This window comes from Williamsia maris (assembly GCF_024171815.1).
GTDB lineage: Bacteria > Actinomycetota > Actinomycetes > Mycobacteriales > Mycobacteriaceae > Williamsia_A > Williamsia_A maris.
In genome coordinates, this window is the sequence record NZ_JAMTCJ010000004.1 from 844120 (window position 1) to 867925 (window position 23806).

Here is a 23806-nt window from a genome sequence, read left to right on the forward strand (position 1 = left end):
CGACCGGCAGCGAATTGCTGCCGGCCTGGGTTGTCGGCGACCGACAACGCCACTTCCGTCGGTCCTCGTGGTCGGGATGACAGGATTCGAACCTGCGACCCTCCGCTCCCAAAGCGGATGCGCTACCAAGCTGCGCCACATCCCGCACCAGGCGCCCGAACGACCGCGGGGCGATTTCCTCCCCCACGCAGACACCAGCCGCAAATACTACGTGTCAGGTGGTGACCGGCGTGAATCGGTGGCCGACCGCGTCGGTGTCGGTGGTGATTTCGGCTCCGCGCCCACGACGCGGTACAGTCGCTTCCGCACGCGGCGCCGGTGGCGATCCCACTCGGCGCGGTGTGCTCGCGGGTGTAGCTCAATGGTAGAGCCCTAGTCTTCCAAACTAGCTACGCGGGTTCGATTCCCGTCACCCGCTCACCGATGGAGGAAGACCCCGATCGCGCCCCGGCGCGATCGGGGTCTTCTCGTTCTGCAGGACGGTCCGGGAATGCTCGTCCGTCCTCGGTGTTGAGGCGAGCATGACGACAACCGTGCTCCTCGATCTCCACCTCGACCCCGCCGCACTCGACGGCGCCGCCGGCATCCTCAGCACGACGCTCACCGCGACGCGGGCCTGGCCCGGCAATCTCGGACTCGAGGCGATCGTCGACGACGCCGATCCCGCGCACGTCATCATCGTCGAGCAGTGGGCGACCACCGCCGACCACGACGCGTACGCCCAGTGGCGCACCACCCCCGAGGGCCGCAGCGGACTCGGCGACATCGTGACCGAGGCGCCGGTGAAGACGATCTACTCGACCACCATCCCGCTCGCCCTCTGATCATGTGACCGGCGTCTCCAACTTCAACGTACCAATCCGCCGCCACACACGGTGACTTCAGCCACACAAGTCCACTTCAGCCACAAAACGGTCACGATTCGGCTTGGTGCGGTTCTCCACCCATGCAACGATGTAACAGCGCGTGGGGTCTCGCGCTGTCCGTTGTACTTCAAGCGAAGGTTAGGTCACGAACTCGTGCTGACTCCCAAGTCCACCCGTAGCGCCGCAGGGCGTCCGCGTCTCATGACGCGTCTCCTCATGGTCATGTTCGGCATCGTTCTCGCCGTCGTGGCCGTCCCGTCCGCCGCGAGCGCCGCCCCCGTGGCGCCGCAGCCCACCATCCCCGGCCTGCCGGGAGTGCCCGTGCCGGACTTCCTCAAGCCCCTTCTGCCGGCACCGCCCGCGCCGAAGACGACCCCGGAGCCCGCGCCCGCGCCGGTCCCGGCCGAGCCCGCTCCGCCGGTGGCCACCAAGACCGGTTGGGTCGCCCTGGCCGACGACGCCACCAAGGAACTGACCGTCTGGCACAACGGCAAGATCGTGCGCAAGATGCCGATCTCGATGGGCTCGAACGAGCACCCGACGCCCAACGGCACGTACTTCACCAAGGAGAAGTACCGCGACATGTACATGGACTCGTCCACGTACGGCGTTCCGGTCGACTCCGCGGAGGGCTACCGCACCTATGTCGAGTACGCCATCCGGATGAGCTTCGACGGCATCTTCCTGCACGCGGCACCGTGGTCGGTGGCGCAGCAGGGCAAGTCCAACGTGAGCCACGGTTGCATCAACGTGAGCACGGAGAACGGCAAGTGGGCCTTCGACAACTTCCCCACCGGCACCCCGATCGTGGTGCGCGGGACGGTCGGCGGCCAGTACGTCCAGGGCAGCTGATCCCCCACTGACACACAAAGATCCGGGCGGACCGCGTATGCGGTCCGCCCGGATTTTTGTTGTCTCATCGATCGACTACGCGGCTCCGAGGTCGTGTCCGTTTCCCGTCCCGGTGACCCGGGAGATCGCGCGCATCTTGTTCACCGCGTCCAGGGCGGCCACCTTGTAGCCCTCGGCGAGCGTCGGGTAGTTGAAGACCGCGCCCACCAGGTAGTCGACGGTTCCGCCGCACCCCATCACGGCCTGGCCGATGTGTACGAGCTCGGCCGCGTTGCTGCCGAACACGTGCACGCCCAACAGACTCCGGTCGGTGGCGTGCACCAGGAGTTTGAGCATCCCGTACGAGTCGCCCATGATGGCGCCGCGCGCGAGCTCACGGTAGCGGGCCACCCCCACCTCGAACGGCACGTTCTCGGCGGTCAGCTCGTCCTCGGTCTTGCCCACGAAGCTGACCTCGGGGATCGCGTAGATCCCGATCGGCTGGATGGGGTCGACGTCGCCCGCCGGCTCGCCGAACGCGTGATAGGCGGCGCGGCGTCCCTGTTCCATCGACGTCGCAGCCAACGCCGGGAACCCGATGACATCGCCGACGGCGTAGATGTGGTCGACCTCGGTCTGGTAGTTCTCGTTGACATCGAGTCGTCCGCGCTCGTTGCCCTGCAGTCCGGCCTTCGCCACGTCGAGTTCGTCGGTGACCCCTTGTCGGCCTGCGGAATACAGGACGGTGTCGGCGGGGATCTTCTTGCCCGACTCGAGGATCGTCAGGGTGCCCCCTGGGTGTTTCTCCACGGTCTTCACCGACTCCGAGAAGCGGAAGGTCACCCCACGTTCGCGCAGTTGATACTGCAGCGCCTCGACGATCTCGCGGTCACAGAACTCGAGCATGTTGGCGCGTTTCTCGACGACGGTCACCTTGGTGCCGAGGGCGGCGAACATCGACGCGTACTCGATCCCGATCACGCCGGCGCCCACGACCACCATCGACTGCGGAACGTGGCTCATCCCGAGGATCTGGTCGGAGTCGACGATGGTGGCCCCGTCGAACTCGACCGAGTTCGGTCGCGCCGGACGGGTCCCGACAGCGATCACGATGTGGTCGGCGGTGATCTCCTTGCGTTCGCCGTCCGGACCGTCGATCGAGATCTCGTGCGGGCCCGTGAATCTCGCGCTGCCGATCAGCAAGGCCACCCGGTTGCGGGTGAGCTGGCTCTGGATAACGTCGATCTCTTTGTTGACGACGTGCGCGGTACGCGCCGACAGGTCGGTGACGGTGATGTCCTGCTTGAGGCGGTACGACTGCCCGTAGAGCTCGCGCTGACTGAGACCGGTCAGATAGAGCACGGCCTCACGCATCGTCTTCGACGGGACGGTGCCGGTGTTGATACACACCCCGCCCACCATGTCCCGACGTTCCACCACGGCCGCGCTCTTGCCGAGCTTGGCGGCCGCGATGGCCGCCTTCTGCCCGGCGGGGCCCGAACCGATGACAACCAGGTCGTAATGATCCACAGTTCCACTCCGCTTTCCGCGCGACATCGGCGCACCTGGGATCAGTCTCGCCCACACCGGACATGCGCACATGTCGAGCGGATGAATTCCGGCGGATGGAACCGTCGATCCGACCGGCAGCTCTCAGGCGGCCTCGGACATCAGACCGCCGGCGAAGGTGGCCTGCACCTGGAGCCAGTGGGCCAGTACGACCACGCCCGGGTACTCGCCGCGTCCACCCAACGGCTCGGACGCATAGGCGGTGTGCCGGCCCCCGCGGCGGTTGCGGATCCGGAATCCCCCGATCACGATCAGCGCCGGTAGGTATCCGAGGATGTCGAGGACCAACCGTCGCAGTCGGGTGACGTCGCGCCGCCACTGCCGGGGGCGGATGGAGGTACGGGCGGCGTTCTGGAACGCATTGCGCCGAAGCGTCTCCCAGGATCGGCGCAGCCACCCGGCGAGGTCGCCGAGTGACAGGGCGCCGGTCAGGTCGGCCACGTCGCGCACGAGCGAGTCGGCATCGGCGTTGCAGATCATGTCGTCGGGGTCGGCGATCCACAGCGTGGCGACGCCGTCGGGGAGGTCAGGCCCCGGACCCGCGACACCGGAGCCCGTACATCCGTCGACGACCCCTGCCGGCTGGTGCGGGTCGGCGATGAGACCGATTCCGATCACCCGGCACAGGTCCGACGGATCGACACCGCCTGCGGCGAGGGCCTCGCGGACAACGACGCAGCCCTGGGAATATCCGATCAGCATGACCGGCCCCGGTGTCGCCGCGAGCACCGAACGCAGCTCGGCCGATCCCGCCGCGACACTGGCGGTGAAGCTCATGCCGTTGCGTGTCGGCGCCGGGCCGTAGCTCGACGGGTAGCCCACCCACCGGCTCCGGAACCGGCCGTCGAGACGGTCGGTCACGCCGGCGAGCAGACCGGTGACGTGGGTGCGGGGATCACCCGGGAAGGACTCGCCGGTCCCGCCGACGGCCAGAACGGTCACTGTGGTCATGGTTCGATCATCGGCGCGCTCCCTGAGAGATCGACGGTCGCAACCCTGAGAGTTCTCTGCGGAGCGGCGGTGCCCGTCGATCAGTCGGGCTGACAGCTGGGGCACCAGAAGAGGTTGCGACCCTCCATGATCTCCCCGAGGATCGTGTTGCCACAGACCCGACACGGCTCGCCGCGACGTCGATAGACGTAACTCCGTGGGCGCCCACGCGGTCCGCGTACGCCGTGGTCGTCGTCCGGTCTGATCGTGATGATCTTGCCCTTGCGGACACCCACGTCCATCAGTTCGACGGTGTCGCGCCACATCCGTTGCCATACATCGTTGTCGACGGCGGTACCGATTCGCATCGGGTGCACACCCGCGCGGAACAGGACCTCGGCGCGATACACGTTGCCGATGCCGGCGACGATCTTCTGATCCATGAGCATCGCCCCGAGGGCTCGTCTGGACTTGTGGATCCGGGCGAACGCCTTGTCCGGATCGGCGTCTTTGCGCAGCGGATCGGGCCCGAGTCGGGCCACGAGCAGATCGAGATCCTCGGGGGTGAACATCTCGCATGCGGTGGGGCCACGGAGATCGCCGCCGTGGTCGTCACCCTCGATCCGCAGACGCACCTGCCCGACCGGTGGCGGCATCGGCGACGTGACGTCGGAGAACTTCCCGTACAGGCCGAGATGGATGTGCACCATGTCGCCCGAGTCGTAATGGTGGAGCAGATGTTTGCCCCACGCCTCCGACTTGGTGAACGTCTGTCCGTCGAGACGCTCCGCCTCCTCGACGAAACGACCCTGAGGACTGCTCACCCGCAGAACCTGGCCGCGGTAGCGCCGCTGGTGCAGACGCGCGAGCCGGTGGATCGTATGGCCCTCGGGCATACGGCGGCGTCAGTTCGCGGGCAGGGCGGGAGCCTGTCCCGTGCGCTCGTACTCGGCGAGGATGTCGATGCGGCGCTGGTGACGCGGCTCGTCCGACCACGCGGTCGACAGGAACGCATCGACGATGGCCAGGGCCTGCTCGGTGGTGTGCATCCGCCCGCCGATACCGATCAGCTGTGCGTTGTTGTGCTGACGCGCCAGTTGCGCGGTCTCCACGCTCCACGCCAGCGCACATCGCGCGCCGGGGACCTTGTTGGCCGCGATCTGTTCGCCGTTCCCACTGCCGCCCAACACGATTCCCAGGCTGCCGGGATCGGCGACGGTGGCGACGGCCGCAGCGACGCAGAACGCCGGGTAGTCGTCGAGTGCGTCGTAGGCATGGGCGCCGCAGTCGGTGACGTCGTGTCCCGCCGCCTTCAGGTGGTCACTGATCAGGTTCTTGAGTTCAAAGCCGGCGTGGTCGGCACCGAGGTAAACGCGCATGGCGATCATTCTGTCATCTCGCCATGGCTGTCCCGAGGCGCGGTGCTCAGTCGAACTGCGGGTTCTCGTTGCGGCTGCGCTTCAGCTCGTAGAAGTGCGGGTAGCTCGAGAGCAACACCGCGCCATCCCAGACCCGACCGGCGTCGTCACCGCGGGGGATGCGGGACAGGACCGGGCCGAAGAACGCGACATTGTTGATGTGGATCGTCGGGGTCCCGACGTCGTCGCCTACCTTGTCCATGCCCTCGTGGTGGCTGGCGCGGATGGTCTCGTCGAACTCGGTGGAGTCGGCGGCCTTCGCCAGCTCGGCGGGCAGCCCGGCATCGGACAACGACGCCTCGATCGCCTTGTCGAAGTCCTCGACGCCGTTGTTGTGGATCTGGGTGCCCATCGCGGTGTACAGCGGGTCGAGCACCTCATGGCCGTGGGCGTTCACCGCGGCCTGCAGGACACGCACCGGTCGCCACGCGTCCTTGAGCTTCTCGGCGTAGGAGGCCGGGATGTCCTTGCCCTCGTTGAGCACGGCCAGGCTCATGATGTGGAACTCGACGTCGATGTCGCGGACCTTCTCGACCTCGAGGATCCACCGCGAGGTGATCCAGCACCACGGGCACAGGGGGTCGAGCCAGAAGTCCACGCGGTCGCGCGTGCTGTCGGTCCCGGTCGTCGTGGTCTGATCGGCTGTCGCGGTCATGGATGACTCCTCGCTCGGCGAATGGTGAGTTGTCGCGGCCCACCGCGGACGGCGGGCGCTGCTCTGGGTTACAACCTACGTCGGCCTCGGTAATTCCCTTCCGGGTCAGATGCGGTAAGTGTGTGGGGACACCAGACACGGCTGACACCAGACACGACCAGGGGGAACATCGTGAGCGCACCCAATCTGACCCGCGACCAGGCCGCCGAACGATCGGCGACCATCTCGGTCCACACCTACACAATCGATCTCGATCTGACCGACGGCACCGGGAAACCCGGAGTCGAGACCTTCCGGTCGGCCAGCGCGGTCACGTTCGACGCGACACCGGGCGCGTCGACGTTCGTCGACGTGATCGCGAAGACCATCCACTCGGCGACGCTCAACGGCACCGACATCGACGTCTCGGGCTACACCGAGGAGGCCGGGCTCGCGCTCGGTGACCTCGCCGAGCACAACGAGCTGACCGTCGTCGCGGACTGCATCTATTCCAACACCGGCGAGGGCCTGCACCGCTTCGTCGACCCCACCGACGAGTCGGTGTACCTGTACTCGCAGTTCGAGACCGCTGACGCCAAGCGGATGTTCGCCTGCTTCGACCAGCCGGATCTCAAGGGCACCTTCACCGTCACGGTCACCGCGCCCACCGACTGGAAGGTCATCTCCAACGGCGCCGCCGACGAGAACTCGGGCACCGACGGCAAGCACTCCTTCGTCACCACCGAGCTGCTGAGCACCTACCTGGTCGCCCTGATCGCCGGACCGTACGCGCGGTGGACCGACACCTACACCGACGATCACGGTTCGATCGACCTCGGCATCTACTGCCGGGCGTCGCTCGGCGAGTTCATGGACCCCGAGCGGTTGTTCACCGAGACCAAGCAGGGATTCGACTTCTACCACCGCAACTTCGGTGTCCCCTACGCCTTCGGCAAGTACGACCAGCTGTTCGTCCCCGAGTTCAACGCGGGTGCGATGGAGAACGCCGGTGCCGTCACCTACCTCGAGGACTACGTCTTCCGGTCCAAGGTGACCAAGGCGCTCTACGAGCGTCGCGCCGAGACCGTGCTGCACGAGATGGCGCACATGTGGTTCGGCGACCTGGTCACCATGAAGTGGTGGGATGACCTGTGGCTCAACGAGTCCTTCGCGACCTTCGCATCGGTCCTGTGCCAGTCGGAGGCCACCGAGTACAAGAGCGCCTGGACCACCTTCGCGACGGTCGACAAGTCGTGGGCCTATCGCCAGGACCAGCTGCCCTCGACCCACCCGGTCGCCGCGGACATACCCGACATCGCCGCGGTCGAGGTCAACTTCGACGGCATCACCTACGCCAAGGGCGCGTCGGTCCTCAAGCAGCTGGTCGCCTACGTCGGTCTCGAGGACTTCCTCGCCGGCCTGCGCGACTACTTCGCCGCCCACAAGTTCGGCAACGCGACGTTCTCCGATCTGCTGGGAGCACTGGAGAAGTCCTCGGGTCGCGACCTGTCCGACTGGGGTGACCAGTGGCTGCGCACCACCGGCATCAACGTCCTGCGCGCCGATTTCGACGTCGACGAGTCGGGGAAGTTCACCCGGTTCGAGGTCGTGCAGGAGGGCGCCGCCCCGGGTGCGGGCGAGCTGCGCACCCATCGGATCGCCGTCGGGATCTACGACGACGACGCCGACGGCAAGCTGGTCCGTGTGCAACGGGCCGAGCTCGACGTCGAGGGCGAGCGGACCGCGGTCCCCGAACTCGTCGGTGTCGATCGCGGCGCACTCATCCTCGTCAACGACGACGACCTGACCTACTGCACGGTCGCGCTCGACGACCACTCGCTGTCCACGGCGACGCAGCGCATCGCCGACATCACCGAGTCACTCCCCCGGACCATGGTGTGGTCGGCGGCGTGGGAGATGACCCGCGGAGCCACCATGCGCGCCCGCGACTTCGTCGAGTTGGTCGAACGCGGCATCGGCGCGGAGACCGAGATCGGCGTGGTGCAGCGGGTGCTGATGCAGGCGCAGACCGCGGTCGACCGCTACAGCGATCCCGAGTGGGCGACGTCCACCGGGTGGCCGAGGTTCAGCGCGCGTCTGCTGGAACTCGCACAGGCCGCCGAGCCCGGTTCCGACCACCAGCTCGCATTCGTCGGTGCGTTGCTCGGCGGTTCGGTCGGTGACGACGTCGTCACCACGCTCAAGGCCCTGCTCGACGGGGACGACCCGGCCGAGCACGGACTGTCCGGACTCGTCGTGGACACCGATCTGCGCTGGAGCATCGTCACCGCGCTGGCCACGGCCGGGGCGATCGACACCGACCCGGAGTCCACACCGGTCATCGACGCCGAGTCCGAGCGCGACAACACCTCCGCCGGCGCCCGCAAGGCCGCAGGCGCCAAGGCCGCCCGTCCGCTCGCCGAGGCGAAGAAGTGGGCGTGGGAGCAGGCGGTCGAGGACGACACGCTGTCGAACACGTTCGCGCGCTCGGTCATCGGCGGCTTCGCGCGGCCGGGCCAGAGCGAGCTGCTCGCCCCGTACGTGCAGCGCTACTTCGACGCCGTGCCCGACGTGTGGCGTCGACGTTCCAGCGAGGTGGCGCAGAGCGTCGTCATCGGGCTGTACCCGGGATTCTCGGTGGACGAGGACTCCCTCGCCCTCGCCGACCGCTTCCTCGAGGGTGACCATCCGCCGGCGCTGCGTCGTCTCATCCTGGAGGGACGCGACACCGTCGCGCGCTCGTTGCGGATCCGGGCGTTCGACGCGGGCAACGCCTGACCGTCCGCGCACACCGACGCACGAACGCCGCGTCCCCGAGAAGGGGACGCGGCGTTCGTGTGCGTGGAGCCGAGTGGATCGGCGCTACGAGCGGGCGACGGCCGTGGCCATGACCCGCAGTGCGGCGATGAGGCCGTCGATCAGGTCGCCGTTGCGGAAGCTGGCGATCGCGGCGGTGACGCCGAGCTGGGCCACGCGGTCGTTGACCCGGTCGGACACGGCCCGACCCGACACGACCACCACGTCGTGCGTGTCCGGGGACACCGCGATGACCGTCGCGTGTTCCGGCTCGGGAACGGTCGGCAAGACGGCAGTCGCACCGGCGAACGGATCCTCGCCCAGATCGCCGATGTAGATCGAGAAACGAATGTTGACCAGCTCGGTCGCGTAGGTCAGCGCCTCGTCGAGGGCCACCAACTCCTCGCGGGCGAACGGCGGGGTGTCCGCGGCGTAACCGGGCATGCGGGCCGCCGATATGCGGCCACTCGTCGTGACGACGGTGCCCAGGGGCAACGAGTCGGGGTCGACGACGTGCTTGATCTCACCACTTGCCACTTGCGGACCCTCCGATCAGATCGTCGACGCTCGCGTCGTGATGTGCCGCGGAGACCGGCGACACCTCGGTTGCGCTCAGCAGCAGCGGCTCGCGCTTCCACTGCTTGCTCAGGGTGTAGTTCTCGACCTTGGGGTACTTCGCACCGAAGGCCCAGGCCATCGACAGGACACAGCCCACCACGGCGATGATGCAGAGGATCGTGACAGGTAGCCCGATCGCGACAATGAGTCCATCCATCCGAAACACCCTTCGACAGTCGTCAGTTGCGCTCAGGATGAAAATCTAGCCGAACTCCCCGAGACGGGGATACCTGGGTACGACACGGCGGCGTCGCCGAGTGAGGATCGAGCGCAGCGAGGCCCGGAGCGAGAGCGGGCGCCGCCGCTGCTGACACGCTGTCGTTGTCGACGTGTTCGCGGCCCGCTCAGGCCGCGCCGACGTCGATGTACCGGGACCACGCCGGGTCGATCTCCTTGACCGTCGCGAGCAGTCGCCAGTGCCTGCCCTTGGGCGGGGTCAACGACGCCTGCAGCGTCCACCCGAGCTCGGACAGCAGCCGGTCGGCCTTCTTGTGGTTGCAGTGGGCGCAGCACGCCACGCAGTTCTCCCAGTTGTGGGCTCCCCCACGACTGCGGGGCACGACGTGGTCGATCGTGTTGGCCTTCGCGCCGCAGTAGCCGCAGCGGAACCGGTCGCGGTGCATGAGGGCGGCCCTGGTCATCGGGATCTTCGCCCGGTACGGCACGCGCACGTAGGTCCGTAGGCGGATCACCGACGGCAGTGGCATCGCGAGGTCGGCGGAGTGGATCTGCGGACCGAGTTCGTCGGTGTGCACGATGTCGGCGCGCTCGCGCAGGACGAGGACCACGGCACGTCGGATGGAGATGGCCGTCAGCGGCTCGTAGGTGGCGTTGAGCAGCAGCACCCGGTGCTTTCCCCAGACCGCGGAGTTCCCGACGACGGGCTCGCGGATGTCCTCGGTCGGCGGATCGGGCGGCACGGAGGCAAGCGAGGTCACCGTGGTCGACTGCTTCCTCATGCGCGCCATCCGGCCTCCCCGCACTACTGATCTCGAGTGGGAACAATTCAGTGGACCACGGAATCGCGCCGAATGCACAGCATTAATCGCGCCGGACGGGCGTCCATCGGGTGAATCGGGGCGACGTGGCGGTGAACAACTCACGATGGGGAACACTGGAGGGGTGAATGACGGCGCACAGACCTTCTACGACGCAGTCGGCGGCGCGCAGACCTTCGACGACCTGACGAGTCGGTTCTATGTCGAGGTGGCCCGGGACGAGATCCTGCGACCCCTGTACCCAGAGGACGACCTCGAGGGCGCGGAACGACGCCTGCGGATGTTCCTCGAGCAGTACTGGGGCGGTCCGCGGACCTACTCCGACGAGCGCGGGCACCCTCGCCTGCGGATGCGACACAACCCGTTCCGGATCGGCCCGATGGAACGCGACGCGTGGCTGCGGTGCATGCACACGGCCATCGCGTCGATCGGCCCCGACCGCCTCGACGACGAGCACCGCGCGGCGCTGGTCGGGTACATGGAGATGGCCGCGCAATCGATGGTGAACGCGCCGATGTGACCGCCGCCACCCCCGGCGCGGCGTACGGCGTGTTCGCGCCGGTACGTGAGGCAAGATGGATCGTGTGAATGACGAGTCAACAGGCGCCGCCGAGCTGAACACCGACGCCGGACGACCCACCCCGTCCGACGTGGATGAGACATCGAACACCGTTGTCGCGCAAGATGATCACCTGTCCCATCGGGACGTCACGCAGACCACGACGACCGAGGCGGACGCCCCCGGGATCGGCCGGGACGAGCACTGGTGGACCTCGGCGATCTTCTATCAGATCTACCCGCGGTCGTTCTCCGACAGCGACGGTGACGGTGTCGGCGACCTCAACGGGGTCATCGACAAGCTCGGCTACCTCGAACTGCTCGGTGTCGACGCGTTGTGGATCAGCCCGGTGATGCGGTCGCCGATGGCCGACCACGGCTACGACGTCTCCGATCCGCGCGACATCGACCCGCTGTTCGGCGGGATCGGTGCCCTCGACGCGTTGATCGAGGAGGCGCACGCACGGGACATCAAGGTCACGATGGACCTCGTCCCCAACCACACCAGCGACCAGCACGCCTGGTTTGTCGAGGCGTTGGCCGCCGAACCGGGCAGTGCCGCGCGGGAGCGCTACATCTTCCGCGACGGGCTCGGTGACGACGGCGACGAGCCGCCGAACAACTGGCCGAGCATCTTCGGTGGGCCGGCGTGGACCCGCGTCACCGAGGCCGACGGCACCCCCGGGCAGTGGTACCTGCACATCTTCGCGCCCGAACAACCCGATCTGAACTGGGAGAACCCCGAGGTCTTCGACGATCTCGCCACCACCCTGCGATTCTGGCTGGACCGGGGCGTCGACGGCTTCCGCATCGACGTCGCCCACGGCATGGCCAAGCCACCGGGTCTGCCGGACATGACCGACATGCGCACCGGTCTGCTGATCAACGACGACGACGATCCCCGGTTCAACAACCCCGGCGTCCACGAGATCCACCGCAAGATCCGCACCGTGATGAACGAGTACCCCGACGCGGTCACCGTCGGCGAGATCTGGGTGCGCGAGAACTCCCGGTTCGCCGAGTACATCCGCCCCGACGAGCTGCACCTCGGCTTCAACTTCCGGCTCGCCGAGGCCGATTTCACCGCCGATTCGATCCGCGAGGCGATCGAGAACTCGCTGGAGGCCGTCGACTCGGTGCAGGGCAACCCGACGTGGACCCTGTCCAACCACGACGTCGAGCGGGAGGTCACGCGGTACGCCGAGGGCACCACGCCCGAGGCCGGTCTCGACCGGGCGCGCGCGATGCTCCTCGTGGAGCTGGGCCTGCCGGGGACGATCTTCATCTACAACGGCGCCGAACTGGGACTGCCGAACACCGAGCTGCCCGACGAGGCACTACAGGATCCGGTGTGGGAACGCTCCGGACACACCATGCGCGGGCGAGACGGCTGCCGGGTCCCGCTGCCGTGGCAGGGCGACACCCCGCCCTACGGGTTCAGCACCACTCCGGACACCTGGCTGCCGATGCCCGACGACTGGAAGGCCCTCACGGCCGAGCACCAGCTCGAGGACGTCGACTCCACGCTGTCGCTCTACCGGCTCGCCATCGAGCTGCGCAAGACCCGCCCGGAGTTCGCCGGCGTCGAGATCGAGTGGTACGGCGCGCCGGAGGGGTGCATCGCCTACCGCCGCGCCGAGGGGCGACTCATCTGTGCGGTCAACACCGGCGACGAGCCGGTCGGGCTGCCCGGCGGTGAGGTGTTGCTGAGCAGCGCCCCGCTGCGCGACGGGAAGCTCCCGCCGAACGCGGCCGCCTGGCTCGTCTGATCAGGTCGGGGTGACCGCCAGCGACGCGGTCCGTCGGATGTGCACCGAGCCATAGCGGGCGTCGAGGCGTGCCCACACCCGGGTCGCGCGGATCCGCACCGGTTCGTCCGCGGCGATCGCCTCGATCGGGGACGTCTCGGTGACCTGGTCACCGTCGACGGTGCGGACGAAACCCATCGCGGTCAGCGCGAACACTGCACGCATCGAGACGGCCACCGCGTCGGCACCGGTCCCGCGGGGATCGTCGACCTCGATGACGGTCTGTTCGAGCAGCGAGGCGGGCGGCCCCAATGGCCCGGCCTGGGTACGGGCGAGATGCGCTCCCTCACGGGACAACTCGACGATCGTACGAGCGGGCACGTCATCGACGTGACCGAAACCGCTCTCCGGCGGCAGAGCCCCCGCCTGCCACGCACTGTCGATGGAGAACCCTGGATCCACGGCCGACGCGGACGGGTCGGCACGCAACGCGGCCAACATCGACGGTCCGTCGTGCACGACGTCGGGCGAATCGAGTTCGGCGCGGATGACCCGACCGGCGAGGACGTCGAAACCGCTCATCACCCACGCACCCACCGCCCCGTCGCCACGACGGCGCAGGCGGATCACCGCCAGTTCGTCGATACGGCAGGCGCGCATCACGAATGCGGTGAGGTCGTTGCGGTCGGCGGGTGTCGCGAAACGGATCATGGGCGCAGGAAACTCGTCAGGTAGTCCTTCTCCTGTGCCGTCATCCGCCGCGGGCGCTGGGTGTCGACGTCGAAGGACACCAACTGCGTCGACGCGACGACGGCCGGACGGCTTTCCGGTGCAGCACCTTTCGGACGCACCTCGTATCCGACGAAGAAGTCGACCGCGCGGACGCGGGTGGTGAACATGGTGACCTCGATCGGCGACTCGTCGTGGCGTACCTGCCCCTGGTACTTGACGTGCAGGTCGGCCACCAGGCACCCGTTGCGCAGACCGACCGTGGGCCGCTCGTCGTAGAACAGCCACGGGATGCGGGCCTCCTCGAGGAGGGTCACCATGCGGGCGTGGTTGATGTGTTGGAACACGTCCATGTCCGACCAGCGGACCGGCACCGTCACCAGATAGCCGGCGTCGACGCGGTGTCCGTCGTCGCCCCCGAGTGAGTCGTCCCGGAGTGAGTCGTCTCGCTGATGGCCTGCATCAGACATGGTCTGCCTCCCTGATCGGTGCTGCGGTGGTCGTCGTGGGCACCTCGGTCACCGACGTCAGCGGATCACGCTCCGCAGTTGGCGGGCCGCGACCGACAGGGTCGCGAGATCCCGGTGACCCGACTGCGCGATCTCGTCCAACGTGGCGCGGGCCCGGGACAGTCGAGATGCGTTGTGCAGCTCCCACTCCGCGATCTTCTCGTGCGGCGACTCGTCCGGCTCACCGACCTCGAGGACCGCCAGGGTCATCGCACGCAGGACCGCGAACAGGTCGTCGCGCAACGCGAGCCGGGCCAGTGACTGCCACCGGTCCCCCGACTCCAGGTCGGACACGGCGGTGAGCAGTTGCTCGACGCCGAGGTGGTCGAGGAGCGTTCCGTACAGCGCGCCGACCTCGTGCACGTCGCGGTCGGAGATCTCCGCCGCGTCGATGATGTCGAGAAGGCAGAACCGGTGCAGGCATCCGGCCACGTCGTGTGCGATGTCGGCGGGGATCCCGGCCGACTCCCACCGGGCGGCGTGGACGTCGATGTCGGACCGTGAGCTGTCCCCCAACCAGTCCGGCAGGTGATGATCGAGCGCGGCGACCCGATCGGCGTAGCGGGTGATCTCGGCGGCGATGGCCATCGGCTGCGGCCGGGTGGCGACGAACCACCGCGACGCCCGGAACAACAGGCGCCGCGAGTGGATGAGCATCTCGTCGATGGCGGTGATCTCCCCCGGCGCGGCGACGATCCTCGATCGCAACTCCGACAGTCCGAACGTCTCGGCCACCACCACGAAGGCGCGGGCGGCGTCGGTCGTCGATGCCCCGGTGCTCTCGCCGAGTGCGAAGACGTGCTCGATCCCCGAGGTGTCGACGAGTTCGTTGACCAGTGTGGTGGTCACGATCTGCCGCCGCAGCGGGTGGGCGGCGATGCCGACAGGATACGAATCCTGCAGCGCCTGCGGGAAGTACGCGATCAGACGGTCGTCGAAGGCGTCGTTGTCGGGGAGGTCGCCGTCGAGCAGATCGTCCTTGAGAGCGAGCTTCACGTGCGCCATCATCGTCGCCAGCTCGGGCGAGGTGAGGCCGGCGCCACCCTCCCGGGCCACCAGGTCATCGGGGTGCGGCAGGGCCTCGAGCTCGAGGTCCACACCGTGGTCGGTGGCGAGGCGGCCGAGCAACCGCGCGTGGACGTCACGCATCTGCCCGGCGAGACCTCGCGAGGTACCCAGCTCGGAGTTCTGGGAGATGTTGTCGGACAACACCAGCCGACCGACCTCGTCGGTCATCGACTCGAGCAGCCGGTTGCGGTCGTCCGGGGCGAGTGCACCGGAGGCGACCTGCGAGTCGAGCAGGATCTTGATGTTCACCTCGTGGTCGGAGCAGTCCACCCCGGCCGAGTTGTCCATCGCGTCGGTGTTGATGCGACCGCCGGACATGTCGAACTCGATGCGTCCGTGTTCGGTCACCCCGAGGTTGCCGCCCTCGCCGATCACCTTGGCGCGCACCGCGTTCCCGTCCACTCGGATGCCGTCGTTGGCCTTGTCGCCGACGTCGGCATGACTCTCCGTGGACGCCTTGACGTAGGTCCCGATGCCGCCGTTCCACAGCAGGTCGACCGGCGCCAACAGGATCGCGCGCATCAGCTCCGGCGGCGAGAGGCGCTCGACGCCGGCCTCCAGTCCCAGTGCGTCGCGCACGCTCTCGGTGACCGGGATGGACTTGCTCTCGCGCGACCACACGCCGCCGCCCTCGGAGATCAGAGTCGTGTCGTAGTCGGCCCACGACGACCGCGGCAGGTCGAACAGGCGGCGGCGTTCGGCGAACGATCCGGCGGCGTCGGGATCGGGATCGACGAAGATGTGGCGGTGGTCGAACGCGGCCACCAGACGGATGTGCTCGGAGAGCAACATCCCGTTGCCGAACACGTCGCCGCTCATGTCGCCCACGCCCACGACGGTGAAGTCGTCCCGGGCGACGTCGGTGCCCATCTCCCGGAAGTGGCGCGTCACCGATTCCCAGGCACCGCGGGCGGTGATGCCCATGGCCTTGTGGTCGTATCCGACCGACCCACCCGATGCGAACGCGTCACCGAGCCAGAACCCGTACGCGGCGGCGACGGAGTTGGCGATGTCGGAGAACGTGGCGGTGCCCTTGTCTGCGGCCACCACGAGGTAGGTGTCGTCGGTGTCGCGACGCACGACCCCGGGAGCCGGGACGACCGTGGCGGTATCGGTGCCGTCACCGACGTCGAGGTTGTCGGTGAGGTCGAGCAACGCCGAGATGAACTCGCGGTACGCCGCGACACCGGCGGCGCGGGTCGCGTCCCGGTCGGCCGACGTATCGCCGGTGGGAGTCGGTGGCTGCCGGACCACGAACCCGCCCTTGGCACCGACCGGCACGATCACCGCGTTCTTCACCGCCTGCGCCTTGACCAGCCCGAGGATCTCGGTGCGGAAGTCCTCCCGCCGATCCGACCAGCGCAGGCCACCGCGGGCGACCGACCCGAACCGTAGGTGCACTCCCTCGACCCTCGGGGAGTACACGAAGATCTCGTGCAGCGGGCGGGGCTGCGGCGTCTGCGGGATCTCCCGGGGGCGCAGCTTGAACGCCAACGCAGCACCGGCGTCCGGCGAGTAGAAGTTCGTACGCGACGTCGCCTTCACGACCGACACGAAGGCCGAGATGATCCGGTCGGCGTCGAGGCTGAGCACGTCGCCGGCCAACCGGTCGAGCCGGTCGACCACGCCCGCCCTGGCGTCGTCGTCGACCCGGTCGGGGTCGAACGACAGCGCGAAGAGTTCACCGAGCGCCGACGTGATCTCCGGGTGGTCACCGAGCACACCGGTCACGTGCCGTGCGCCGGAGGCGAACCCGCACTGCCGCAGGTACCGCGAGTAGGCGCGGAGCATGACGACCTCACGCCACCCCAACCCGCATCGCAGCACCAGTTCGTTGAACGGGTCGACGTCGGCGACGCCGGTCCACAGTTGCGCGAAGGCGTCGGTGAAACGCGCCTGTAGGTCGCTCGAGGAATCGGCGGCGACGCCGACCCCGGCGGCCGGCACGATGGTGAACTCGTAGATCCAGCAGGCGATCCCGTCGGGTCGGGTGACCGCGAAGGGGTGTTCGTCGAGGACGTCGACACCCAGGCTCTGCAGCATCGGCAGGACCGATGTCAGCGACGCCGATCGTCCGCAGAGGTAGAGCCCGAAGGTCCAGCGGTCGTCGGGCTCGGCGATGTGCGGGCGGAGTCGGACGTGATGGTCGCCGTCGGCGAGGCCCGCGAGGACGACGACGTCGGTCAGAGCCGCGCGCGGATCCCGTTCGTTCTTGTAGGCCTGCGGGATCGCCGCGGCGTACGCGCCGACGAGGTCGGCATCGATGGCACCGCCTGCGATGGCACGTAGATCGTCGTCCCAGCTACGGGCCGCCGCGGCGATGTCGGTCTGGATCTCGGCGCGGCGCGGGTCGGCGGGATCCATCCCGGCCAGCAGTTCGCAGGTGCCGCGGTCCACTCGCATGATCACGTGCACGAACGCCAGCGGCGAATCGCTGATGCGGGCGGTGTACTCCAGCGACCGACCGCCGAGGCGTTCGACGAGCAGCGTCTGCATCTGCTCGCGCAGACGGGTGGTGTAGCGGTCGCGCGGGAGGTAGATCCGGGCGGTGACGATCTCGGAGGCGGGGTCGGCGCGCAGGTAGACGCGGACCTCGCGTCCGGCGATCGCGTCGAGCACATCGATCAGGGTCGCGGCGAGGTCCTCGGGTACGGCGCCGAACAATTCGGCGCGCGACTGGTTCTGCAGCAATTCGAGCAGGGTGGCACCGGCATAGGAGTCGCCGCCGACCCCCGCCTGCGCGAGGACCGCGCCCGCGACGCTCCGCAGGACCGGGACCGCCAGGACATCGGTGTGCAGGGCCGCCGACGTCAGGATCCCGACGAACACATGGGTTCGACCGTTCGCGCCGGGTTCGACGATCCGGATCGCGGTCGGGTACTCGGTCCGGATGACACCGGTGGGCAGATGGACGCGTCCGATCGAGACCGCGGTGTCGGGAACCCGCGCGGGTTCTCCGGGCCGCGCGACCGCAGGCTGGACGAAAACCCCGGTGGCCGCCGACCATTCGGACTCACCCGCACCGGCCTGGAGAGATCCGAGGGCGAGGAAGTGCCCTTCGGACAACCAGGTGAGCAGCTCGGCACGGTCGCCGTCACCGCCGGCGCGGACCACGTCGGCGAGTGAGGCCAGTTCGGCGAGCATCTGCGGCGCATCGGCGTGGACTCCGCCGATGCGTTCGATCACCTCGACGAGGCGGGCCCGGACATCGTCGGCGTCGATCGCACCGCGGGCCGGTGAGACCTGCAGTCCGATCCACGACTCGGTCACCGCGTCCGCATCCGAATCCGGTGAGCCGGCCGCGGTCAGCGAGACCAGTGCGCCCGCGTCGTCGCGGACGGCCGCGAAGATCGGGTGATCGACGCGTCGCACCGACAGTCCGGCCTGCTCGACGACGACCACGGCCGCCTCCACGAGCAGCGCCTGGTCGTCGACCACGACGTAGACCGACCGCACGACGCCGTCGGATTCGACGACCTCGACGACCGGTCGGCCCGCCGGGCGGACGCGGGCGACCGCCAGATGGCGTTCGACCTGTCCCAGATCGACCGCGTCGCGACCACCCGCGGCGGGCGCGGCATCGTCGGTCAGAACCCGACCGGGGCGCGCGTAATAACCACGCGCGACCTCGGCAGGCGTGAGGGTCGTCGACGATGCCGTGCCCATGGGAGGGGGTCAGTCCCTGGTGAGCTTGCGGTGGGTGACCGAGTGCGGACGCGCGGCGTCGGCACCGAGGCGTTCGATCTTGTTGGCCTCGTAGGCCTCGAAGTTGCCCTCGAACCAGAACCACTGTCCCTCGGAGACGTTGCCCTCCCACGCGAGGATGTGGGTGCAGGTGCGGTCGAGGAACCACCGGTCGTGCGAGATGACCACGGCACAACCCGGGAAGGTGTCGAGCGCGTTCTCCAGCGAACCGAGGGTCTCGACGTCGAGGTCGTTGGTGGGCTCGTCGAGCAGGATCAGGTTGCCGCCCTCCTTGAGGGTCAGCGCGAGGTTCAGGCGGTTGCGCTCACCACCGGAGAGGACCTCGGCCTTCTTCTGCTGATCGGGCCCCTTGAAGCCGAACGCACTGACGTAGGCACGCGACGGCATCTCGTTCTGACCGACCTCGATGAAGTCGAGTCCCTCGGAGACGACCTCCCACACGTTCTTCTTGGGGTCGATGTTCGAGCGGTTCTGGTCGACGTAGCTGAGCTTGACCGTCTCGCCGACCTTCACGGTGCCCGAATCGGCGTTCTCGAGGCCGACGATGGTCTTGAACAGCGTCGTCTTACCGACACCGTTGGGTCCGATCACACCGACGATCCCGTTGCGCGGCAACGTGAACGAGAGATCCTTGATCAGCACGCGGCCGTCGAAGCCCTTGTCGAGGTTCTTCACCTCGACCACCACGTCGCCCAGTCGCGGCGGCGTGGGGATCTGGATCTCCTCGAAATCGAGCTTGCGCATCTTGTCGGCCTCGGCCGCCATCTCCTCGTACCGACCCAGGCGCGCCTTGTTCTTGGTCTGGCGGGCCTTCGAGCCGGAGCGCACCCAGGCGAGCTCCTCCTTGAGACGACGCTGCAGCTTCTGGTCCTTCTTGCCCTGGACCTCGAGACGCGCGGCCTTCTTCTCCAGGTACGTGGAGTAGTTGCCCTCGTAGGGGTGCAGCTTGCCGCGGTCGACCTCACAGATCCACTGGGCGACGTGATCGAGGAAGTACCGGTCGTGGGTGACGGCCAGGACTGCGCCCGCGTAGGAGGCCAGGAACTGCTCGAGCCACAGCACGCTCTCGGCGTCGAGGTGGTTGGTCGGCTCGTCGAGCAGCAGCAGGTCGGGCTTGGACAGCAGCAGCTTGCACAGTGCGACGCGGCGCTTCTCACCACCGGAGAGGTGGGTGACGGGCTCGTCGGCGGGCGGGCAGCGCAGCGCGTCCATCGCCTGCTCGAGCTGGGAGTCGAGGTCCCAGGCGTCGGCGTGGTCGAGGGCCTCCTGCAGCTTGCCCATCTCGTCCATGAGCTCGTCGGAGTACTCCGTGGCCATGAGCTCGGCGATCTCGTTGAAGCGATCGAGGTCTTCCTTGACCTTGCCCATGCCCTCTTCGACGTTCTGTCGAACGGTCTTCTCCTCGTTGAGGACGGGCTCCTGCATCAGGATGCCGACCGAGGCGCCCGGGTCGAGGAACGCCTCGCCGTTGGACGGCTGGTCGATGCCGGCCATGATCTTGAGGATCGACGACTTGCCCGCGCCGTTGGGGCCGACGACACCGATCTTCGCGCCGGGGTAGAACGACATCGTGACATCGTCGAGGATCACCTTGTCCCCGTGTGCTTTACGCACCTTCTTCATTGTGTAGATAAATTCGGGCACTCGTATCACCTTCCACGCAACATGTGCACTACGACTCGAGGCGTCCGGCGGGTGCGCATGTGGGCTGGTGCCCTACGGCTGCGGGACGACCCGGCCGGACGAGGTCGACACCAACCTTAGCTGCCCGGGCGCCCCGGATTACGAGGCGTCGCCACCCGGACGGGACCCACCGACGGGATCCGGTGCCGCCGACGCGCCGCTGTCCACTCCGGGCGAGTCCGTCGCACTCGTGCCGGACAGTTCGGCCAGTATGGCGTTGTATCCGGCCAGTTCGGAGTCGTTGTCGCGGTCTTCGCGACGGTCGAAGCGCTTGGCGACCCGCTGATCCTGCCGCGTCCACTGGATGAGCAGCGCCAGCATGACGATGACCAGTGGGACCTCACCGGCCGCCCAGGCGATGCCACCGCCCACCCGCTGGTCGGACATGAGGTCGACGCCGAACGGCAACCGCAGGCCGCGGAAGTAGTCGAGGGCGATCACCGAGCTCATCGACATCAGCGCCACCCCGAAGAACGCGTGGAACGGCAGGGCGGCGAAGACCATCCCAACCTTCGCCAGCGGCGCCACCTGCCGCGGCGCGGGATCGATGCCGATGACCACCCAGTAGAAGAGGTATCCGCTGAGCAGGAAGTGCAGGTTCATCAGTACGTGTCCCGCGTGATACGTCGCGACCGCATCGAACAGTCCGCCCAGGTAGAGCACGTAGAAGCTGCCGACGAACAGCACGAACGCGACCGCCGGGTGGGTGAGGAAACGCGACACCGGGCTGTGCAGCGCCGCGAGGATCCACTCGCGCGGTCCGGGCGGTGCGGAACGGCCCGCAGGACGCAGGGCCCGCAGTGCGAGGGTGATCGGACCGCCGAGGACGAACAACACCGGGATCAGCATCGACATCAGCATGTGGGCGATCATGTGCATGCTGAACATCGCGGGCGAGTAGCTGCCCAGACCCGACGACGACGTGAACAGCAGGATCGCGCACCCCGCGAACCAGCTGATCATCCGACCCACCGGCCAGGCGTCACCGCGACGACGCAGGCGCAGGACGCCGCGCAGGTAGACCACTGCGAGCACGATCGCGAGCGTCCCGAACAGCAGGTCGAACCGCCACTCGGTCAGGATCCGCAGGGCCGTGGGCGGACCGGGGAGGTTGTATCCGAGTTCGACCTCGGTCACCGAGAGTTTCGAGGTGTCCTCGGCGGGCGGAGGCGTCCGCGACAGCCCCACGGCCAGGCCGAAGGTCACCGCGAAGACCACGATCTCGACGAGCCCGAAACGGATGAACGCCGCACGGTCGTCGGGATCGGACCGCAGAGCGGTGATGGTCCGTTGCCGGTGGATCGCACCGAGTCCGCCGAGCACAATCAGCGCCACCGTCTTGAGCAGGACGATCCGGCCGTAGGTGTCGGTGAACAGCTCGGAGAACGAGACGCGGATGAGCGCGTTGATCACACCGCTGGTGCCGACGACGACGATGCACCACAGTGCGACCCGCGAGAAGCGCGCCACCGCGAGACCGGTGTGGGTACCGAGTCCGCGGGCGTAGACGAGCACCGCGAACAGACCACCGAGCCAGACGGTCGCGAACACGATGTGCAGGATGAGGCTGTTGGTGGCCCAGTCGTGGCTTCCGCCGGCCGAGGAGTGCCCGCTCAGGGCGAGCGGCATCAGGCTCAGCAGGGCGAGACCGAAGATGACCACGGTCCACCACCACCGCAACGCGACCCGCGCGAAGGCCGCGGTCACGAGTGCGAACGCGGCGGTCCACAGCCAGGATCGGGCGTCGGCTACCTGTTCGACGGCGGTGACGAGATTCGACGGCTGCAGCGATTCCGCCAGCGGCCGACCCGACACGTTCGACAGGGTCAGCGGGATCATCATCAACGACGTGATGCCCCACACCAGGGCGCCGACTGCTGCCCAGCGCACCGCGCGGTAGCCACCGACGTCGAGGACGCCGTCGGCCTGCGGCGGTACGAGGAACGCCGCGAACAGCGCCGACCCGACCGCGATGGCCGCACCGATCTCGCCGATGCCCTGGACCGTCGGCAGTCCGTAGGTGGTGATCCATCCCGGGTCGGGGATACCGGTCAGTTCGGTGAACTGCGAGGCCGACATCGCCGTGACGATGATCGCGACGACGGCCGTCACCCAGGCGACGACCCAGCCGAGGCCTGCGGCCGCACTGCGGCGCAGGTCGATCGAATCGGCAGTGGTCACGCTCATGACTGCACTCTAGGCAACGGACGCCGCAGCCGGGAAAACTGTCGGCGTGAGCTGCGGCTCAGGCTGCCGTGCGGGTCCCGAACGGATCGGCGGCAGCGGACTGCGCGTCGGACGTCGAACCCCGACGGACGATCCGGGCCCCACCGCGGGCGATCCGGCGCAACGCCGACAGCGCGCGCCAGAACAGCCGCACCGGGGTCGGTACCGCGGTCTTCCACACGGCGTGTTTCTTGACGTGATCGTCGATCGTCCAGGTGGTCCACTGCCCTGCGGTCAAAACCGCGGCACGTCCCGGGGTCAGCTCGACCTCCTGTCCGGACAGGTCCGTCACGACCACCGCACCCTCGAGGATGTGAATCAACTCCTCGGTGGCGGAGAACCAGCGGAACGTGCCCGCCGTGCAGCTCCAGATCGCCGTCGTCGACAGCAGATCGGAGCTGATCGTCCATTCGTGAATCCTGGCCACCGGGTCGCCCTCCACAACCCACTCCGGCCGGATCGGCGAGTCGACCGCCGCGCCGCCGGTGAAGTCCAGAGTTCTGATGCCGTCCATGCCAACGCTCCCCTTCGTCGAACCCCCGCCCTACATCATCGGGCAAAAGTAAAGATGACGTAAAGACAACGGCGGCGCAACTCTTGTGGCGGCGATTCGTACGTTCGTATTCGGCGCCCTCGGGCGTGGCCGGGCGAGCCCGTGGCCGTCCCTCACCGGAGGTCGGGTGGCGGATATACTTCCGGCGCAGATCGTTCACCGCCGACTCCGGCCGTGAGCGGACGCGCCTCCGTAGCTCAGGTGGATAGAGCAAGAGCCTTCTAATCTCTAGGTCGCAGGTTCGAGTCCTGCCGGGGGCACCCCGGGATCGATCACACGGTCCCCGACCTTCTCGGACACAGACGTAGCCACAGTTCCCGCTCTGCGGGAACTCAGGCTGTCGATGTTCCCTATGCACTTTGTTGCA

The 23806-nt window shown here is 68.0% G+C and carries 19 protein-coding genes and 3 tRNA genes; 7 read left to right on the top strand and 15 right to left on the bottom strand.

The genetic code is table 11. The features are described from left to right. Positions 1-68: 68 nt before the first annotated feature. A tRNA-Pro gene (locus LX13_RS22590) sits at positions 69-145 on the bottom strand. 202 nt (positions 146-347) lie between these two features. On the opposite strand from LX13_RS22590, the gene LX13_RS22595 reads away from it, so the two are divergent. The 3 genes from LX13_RS22595 (at position 348) to LX13_RS22605 (ending at position 1718) form a co-directional block, all read left to right on the top strand. Then, positions 348-418: transfer RNA gene (locus LX13_RS22595), tRNA-Gly, on the top strand. 103 nt (positions 419-521) lie between these two features. Then, complete coding sequence (locus LX13_RS22600) at positions 522-824, top strand: putative quinol monooxygenase (RefSeq protein WP_253663517.1); 303 nt, start codon at positions 522-524, stop codon at positions 822-824. A 243-nt stretch (positions 825-1067) separates the two neighbouring features. Next, the gene (locus LX13_RS22605; protein ID WP_253663518.1) at positions 1068-1718 is read left to right on the top strand and encodes a L,D-transpeptidase; all 651 of its coding nucleotides are present in this window, start codon (positions 1068-1070) and stop codon (positions 1716-1718) included. Between the two features lie 75 nt (positions 1719-1793). Here LX13_RS22605 and sthA read toward each other — a convergent pair whose 3' ends face one another. The 5 genes from sthA to LX13_RS22630 form a co-directional block, all read right to left on the bottom strand. Beyond that, positions 1794-3227, bottom strand: a complete 1434-nt coding sequence (sthA, locus tag LX13_RS22610) for a Si-specific NAD(P)(+) transhydrogenase (RefSeq protein WP_253663519.1) — start codon at positions 3225-3227, stop codon at positions 1794-1796. Positions 3228-3350: 123 nt separating this feature from the next. After that, entirely contained in the window at positions 3351-4217 is an 867-nt protein-coding gene (locus LX13_RS22615; protein ID WP_253663520.1) for a PE-PPE domain-containing protein, read from the bottom strand. Between the two features lie 80 nt (positions 4218-4297). Further along, a complete protein-coding gene (locus tag LX13_RS22620; RefSeq protein ID WP_253663521.1) occupies positions 4298-5092 on the bottom strand; it encodes an Fpg/Nei family DNA glycosylase in 795 nt (264 codons plus the stop codon). Positions 5093-5101: 9 nt separating this feature from the next. Continuing rightward, the gene (locus tag LX13_RS22625) at positions 5102-5575 is read right to left on the bottom strand and encodes a ribose-5-phosphate isomerase (RefSeq protein ID WP_253663522.1); all 474 of its coding nucleotides are present in this window, start codon (positions 5573-5575) and stop codon (positions 5102-5104) included. A 46-nt stretch (positions 5576-5621) separates the two neighbouring features. Then, positions 5622-6269 (bottom strand): mycothiol-dependent nitroreductase Rv2466c family protein, encoded by a 648-nt coding sequence (locus LX13_RS22630; protein WP_253663523.1) that lies wholly within the window; start codon positions 6267-6269, stop codon positions 5622-5624. 171 nt (positions 6270-6440) lie between these two features. Between LX13_RS22630 and pepN the strand changes: the two genes are divergently transcribed. Beyond that, entirely contained in the window at positions 6441-9026 is a 2586-nt protein-coding gene (gene pepN, locus LX13_RS22635; protein ID WP_253663524.1) for an aminopeptidase N, read from the top strand. Positions 9027-9110: 84 nt separating this feature from the next. On the opposite strand, the gene LX13_RS22640 is transcribed toward pepN, so the two are convergent. The 3 genes from LX13_RS22640 to LX13_RS22650 all read right to left on the bottom strand — a co-directional run bounded on the left by LX13_RS22640 (position 9111) and on the right by LX13_RS22650 (position 10630). Next, positions 9111-9581, bottom strand: coding sequence for a DUF5130 domain-containing protein (locus LX13_RS22640; RefSeq protein ID WP_253663525.1), 471 nt, complete (start codon positions 9579-9581; stop codon positions 9111-9113). Then, positions 9568-9819 (bottom strand): aa3-type cytochrome oxidase subunit CtaJ, encoded by a 252-nt coding sequence (ctaJ, locus tag LX13_RS22645; protein WP_253663526.1) that lies wholly within the window; start codon positions 9817-9819, stop codon positions 9568-9570. The genes LX13_RS22640 and ctaJ overlap by 14 nt, the downstream gene beginning before the upstream one ends. Before the next feature lie 187 nt (positions 9820-10006). After that, a complete protein-coding gene (locus LX13_RS22650; RefSeq protein WP_253663527.1) occupies positions 10007-10630 on the bottom strand; it encodes an HNH endonuclease in 624 nt (207 codons plus the stop codon). Positions 10631-10766: 136 nt separating this feature from the next. Here LX13_RS22650 and LX13_RS22655 point away from each other — a divergent pair, with 136 nt between their 5' ends. Both LX13_RS22655 and LX13_RS22660 read left to right on the top strand, forming a co-directional pair. Beyond that, positions 10767-11180 (top strand): globin, encoded by a 414-nt coding sequence (locus tag LX13_RS22655; RefSeq protein WP_253663528.1) that lies wholly within the window; start codon positions 10767-10769, stop codon positions 11178-11180. Positions 11181-11235: 55 nt separating this feature from the next. Beyond that, positions 11236-12987, top strand: coding sequence for a glycoside hydrolase family 13 protein (locus tag LX13_RS22660; RefSeq protein WP_301301552.1), 1752 nt, complete (start codon positions 11236-11238; stop codon positions 12985-12987). Here the strand turns inward: LX13_RS22660 and LX13_RS22665 are convergent, their stop codons facing one another. The 6 genes from LX13_RS22665 to LX13_RS22690 all read right to left on the bottom strand — a co-directional run bounded on the left by LX13_RS22665 (position 12988) and on the right by LX13_RS22690 (position 23400). Beyond that, a complete protein-coding gene (locus LX13_RS22665; protein WP_253663529.1) occupies positions 12988-13677 on the bottom strand; it encodes a DUF8185 domain-containing protein in 690 nt (229 codons plus the stop codon). After that, a complete protein-coding gene (locus LX13_RS22670; protein WP_253663530.1) occupies positions 13674-14165 on the bottom strand; it encodes an acyl-CoA thioesterase in 492 nt (163 codons plus the stop codon). The genes LX13_RS22665 and LX13_RS22670 overlap by 4 nt, the downstream gene beginning before the upstream one ends. 57 nt (positions 14166-14222) lie before the next feature. Further along, complete coding sequence (locus LX13_RS22675; RefSeq protein WP_253663531.1) at positions 14223-18938, bottom strand: NAD-glutamate dehydrogenase; 4716 nt, start codon at positions 18936-18938, stop codon at positions 14223-14225. A gap of 9 nt (positions 18939-18947) precedes the next feature. After that, positions 18948-20621 carry an energy-dependent translational throttle protein EttA gene (gene ettA, locus LX13_RS22680; protein ID WP_253663532.1) on the bottom strand — a complete coding sequence of 558 codons (1674 nt, stop codon included), beginning with the start codon at positions 20619-20621 and terminating at the stop codon, positions 18948-18950. 138 nt (positions 20622-20759) lie between these two features. Beyond that, complete coding sequence (locus LX13_RS22685) at positions 20760-22847, bottom strand: bifunctional copper resistance protein CopD/cytochrome c oxidase assembly protein (RefSeq protein WP_253663533.1); 2088 nt, start codon at positions 22845-22847, stop codon at positions 20760-20762. 58 nt (positions 22848-22905) lie between these two features. Continuing rightward, positions 22906-23400 carry a cupin domain-containing protein gene (locus tag LX13_RS22690; RefSeq protein ID WP_253663534.1) on the bottom strand — a complete coding sequence of 165 codons (495 nt, stop codon included), beginning with the start codon at positions 23398-23400 and terminating at the stop codon, positions 22906-22908. 225 nt (positions 23401-23625) lie between these two features. On the opposite strand from LX13_RS22690, the gene LX13_RS22695 reads away from it, so the two are divergent. Then, positions 23626-23699 (top strand) — tRNA-Arg (locus tag LX13_RS22695). Positions 23700-23806 lie beyond the last annotated feature (107 nt).

Excerpts from the sequence above, each read along its gene's own strand:
- LX13_RS22665 (WP_253663529.1), bottom strand. The coding sequence starts at position 13,677 with ATGATCCGTTTCGCGACACCCGCCGACCGCAACGACCTCACCGCATTC.
- LX13_RS22660 (WP_301301552.1), top strand. The coding sequence starts at position 11,236 with ATGGATCGTGTGAATGACGAGTCAACAGGCGCCGCCGAGCTGAACACC.
- LX13_RS22620 (WP_253663521.1), bottom strand. The coding sequence starts at position 5,092 with ATGCCCGAGGGCCATACGATCCACCGGCTCGCGCGTCTGCACCAGCGG.
- ctaJ (WP_253663526.1), bottom strand. The coding sequence starts at position 9,819 with ATGGATGGACTCATTGTCGCGATCGGGCTACCTGTCACGATCCTCTGC.
- LX13_RS22675 (WP_253663531.1), bottom strand. The coding sequence starts at position 18,938 with ATGGGCACGGCATCGTCGACGACCCTCACGCCTGCCGAGGTCGCGCGT.
- LX13_RS22615 (WP_253663520.1), bottom strand. The coding sequence starts at position 4,217 with ATGACCACAGTGACCGTTCTGGCCGTCGGCGGGACCGGCGAGTCCTTC.
- LX13_RS22625 (WP_253663522.1), bottom strand. The coding sequence starts at position 5,575 with ATGCGCGTTTACCTCGGTGCCGACCACGCCGGCTTTGAACTCAAGAAC.
- LX13_RS22685 (WP_253663533.1), bottom strand. The coding sequence starts at position 22,847 with ATGAGCGTGACCACTGCCGATTCGATCGACCTGCGCCGCAGTGCGGCC.
- LX13_RS22650 (WP_253663527.1), bottom strand. The coding sequence starts at position 10,630 with ATGGCGCGCATGAGGAAGCAGTCGACCACGGTGACCTCGCTTGCCTCC.
- LX13_RS22600 (WP_253663517.1), top strand. The coding sequence starts at position 522 with ATGACGACAACCGTGCTCCTCGATCTCCACCTCGACCCCGCCGCACTC.
- LX13_RS22670 (WP_253663530.1), bottom strand. The coding sequence starts at position 14,165 with ATGTCTGATGCAGGCCATCAGCGAGACGACTCACTCCGGGACGACTCA.
- LX13_RS22630 (WP_253663523.1), bottom strand. The coding sequence starts at position 6,269 with ATGACCGCGACAGCCGATCAGACCACGACGACCGGGACCGACAGCACG.
- LX13_RS22690 (WP_253663534.1), bottom strand. The coding sequence starts at position 23,400 with ATGGACGGCATCAGAACTCTGGACTTCACCGGCGGCGCGGCGGTCGAC.
- LX13_RS22605 (WP_253663518.1), top strand. The coding sequence starts at position 1,068 with ATGACGCGTCTCCTCATGGTCATGTTCGGCATCGTTCTCGCCGTCGTG.
- LX13_RS22655 (WP_253663528.1), top strand. The coding sequence starts at position 10,767 with ATGGGGAACACTGGAGGGGTGAATGACGGCGCACAGACCTTCTACGAC.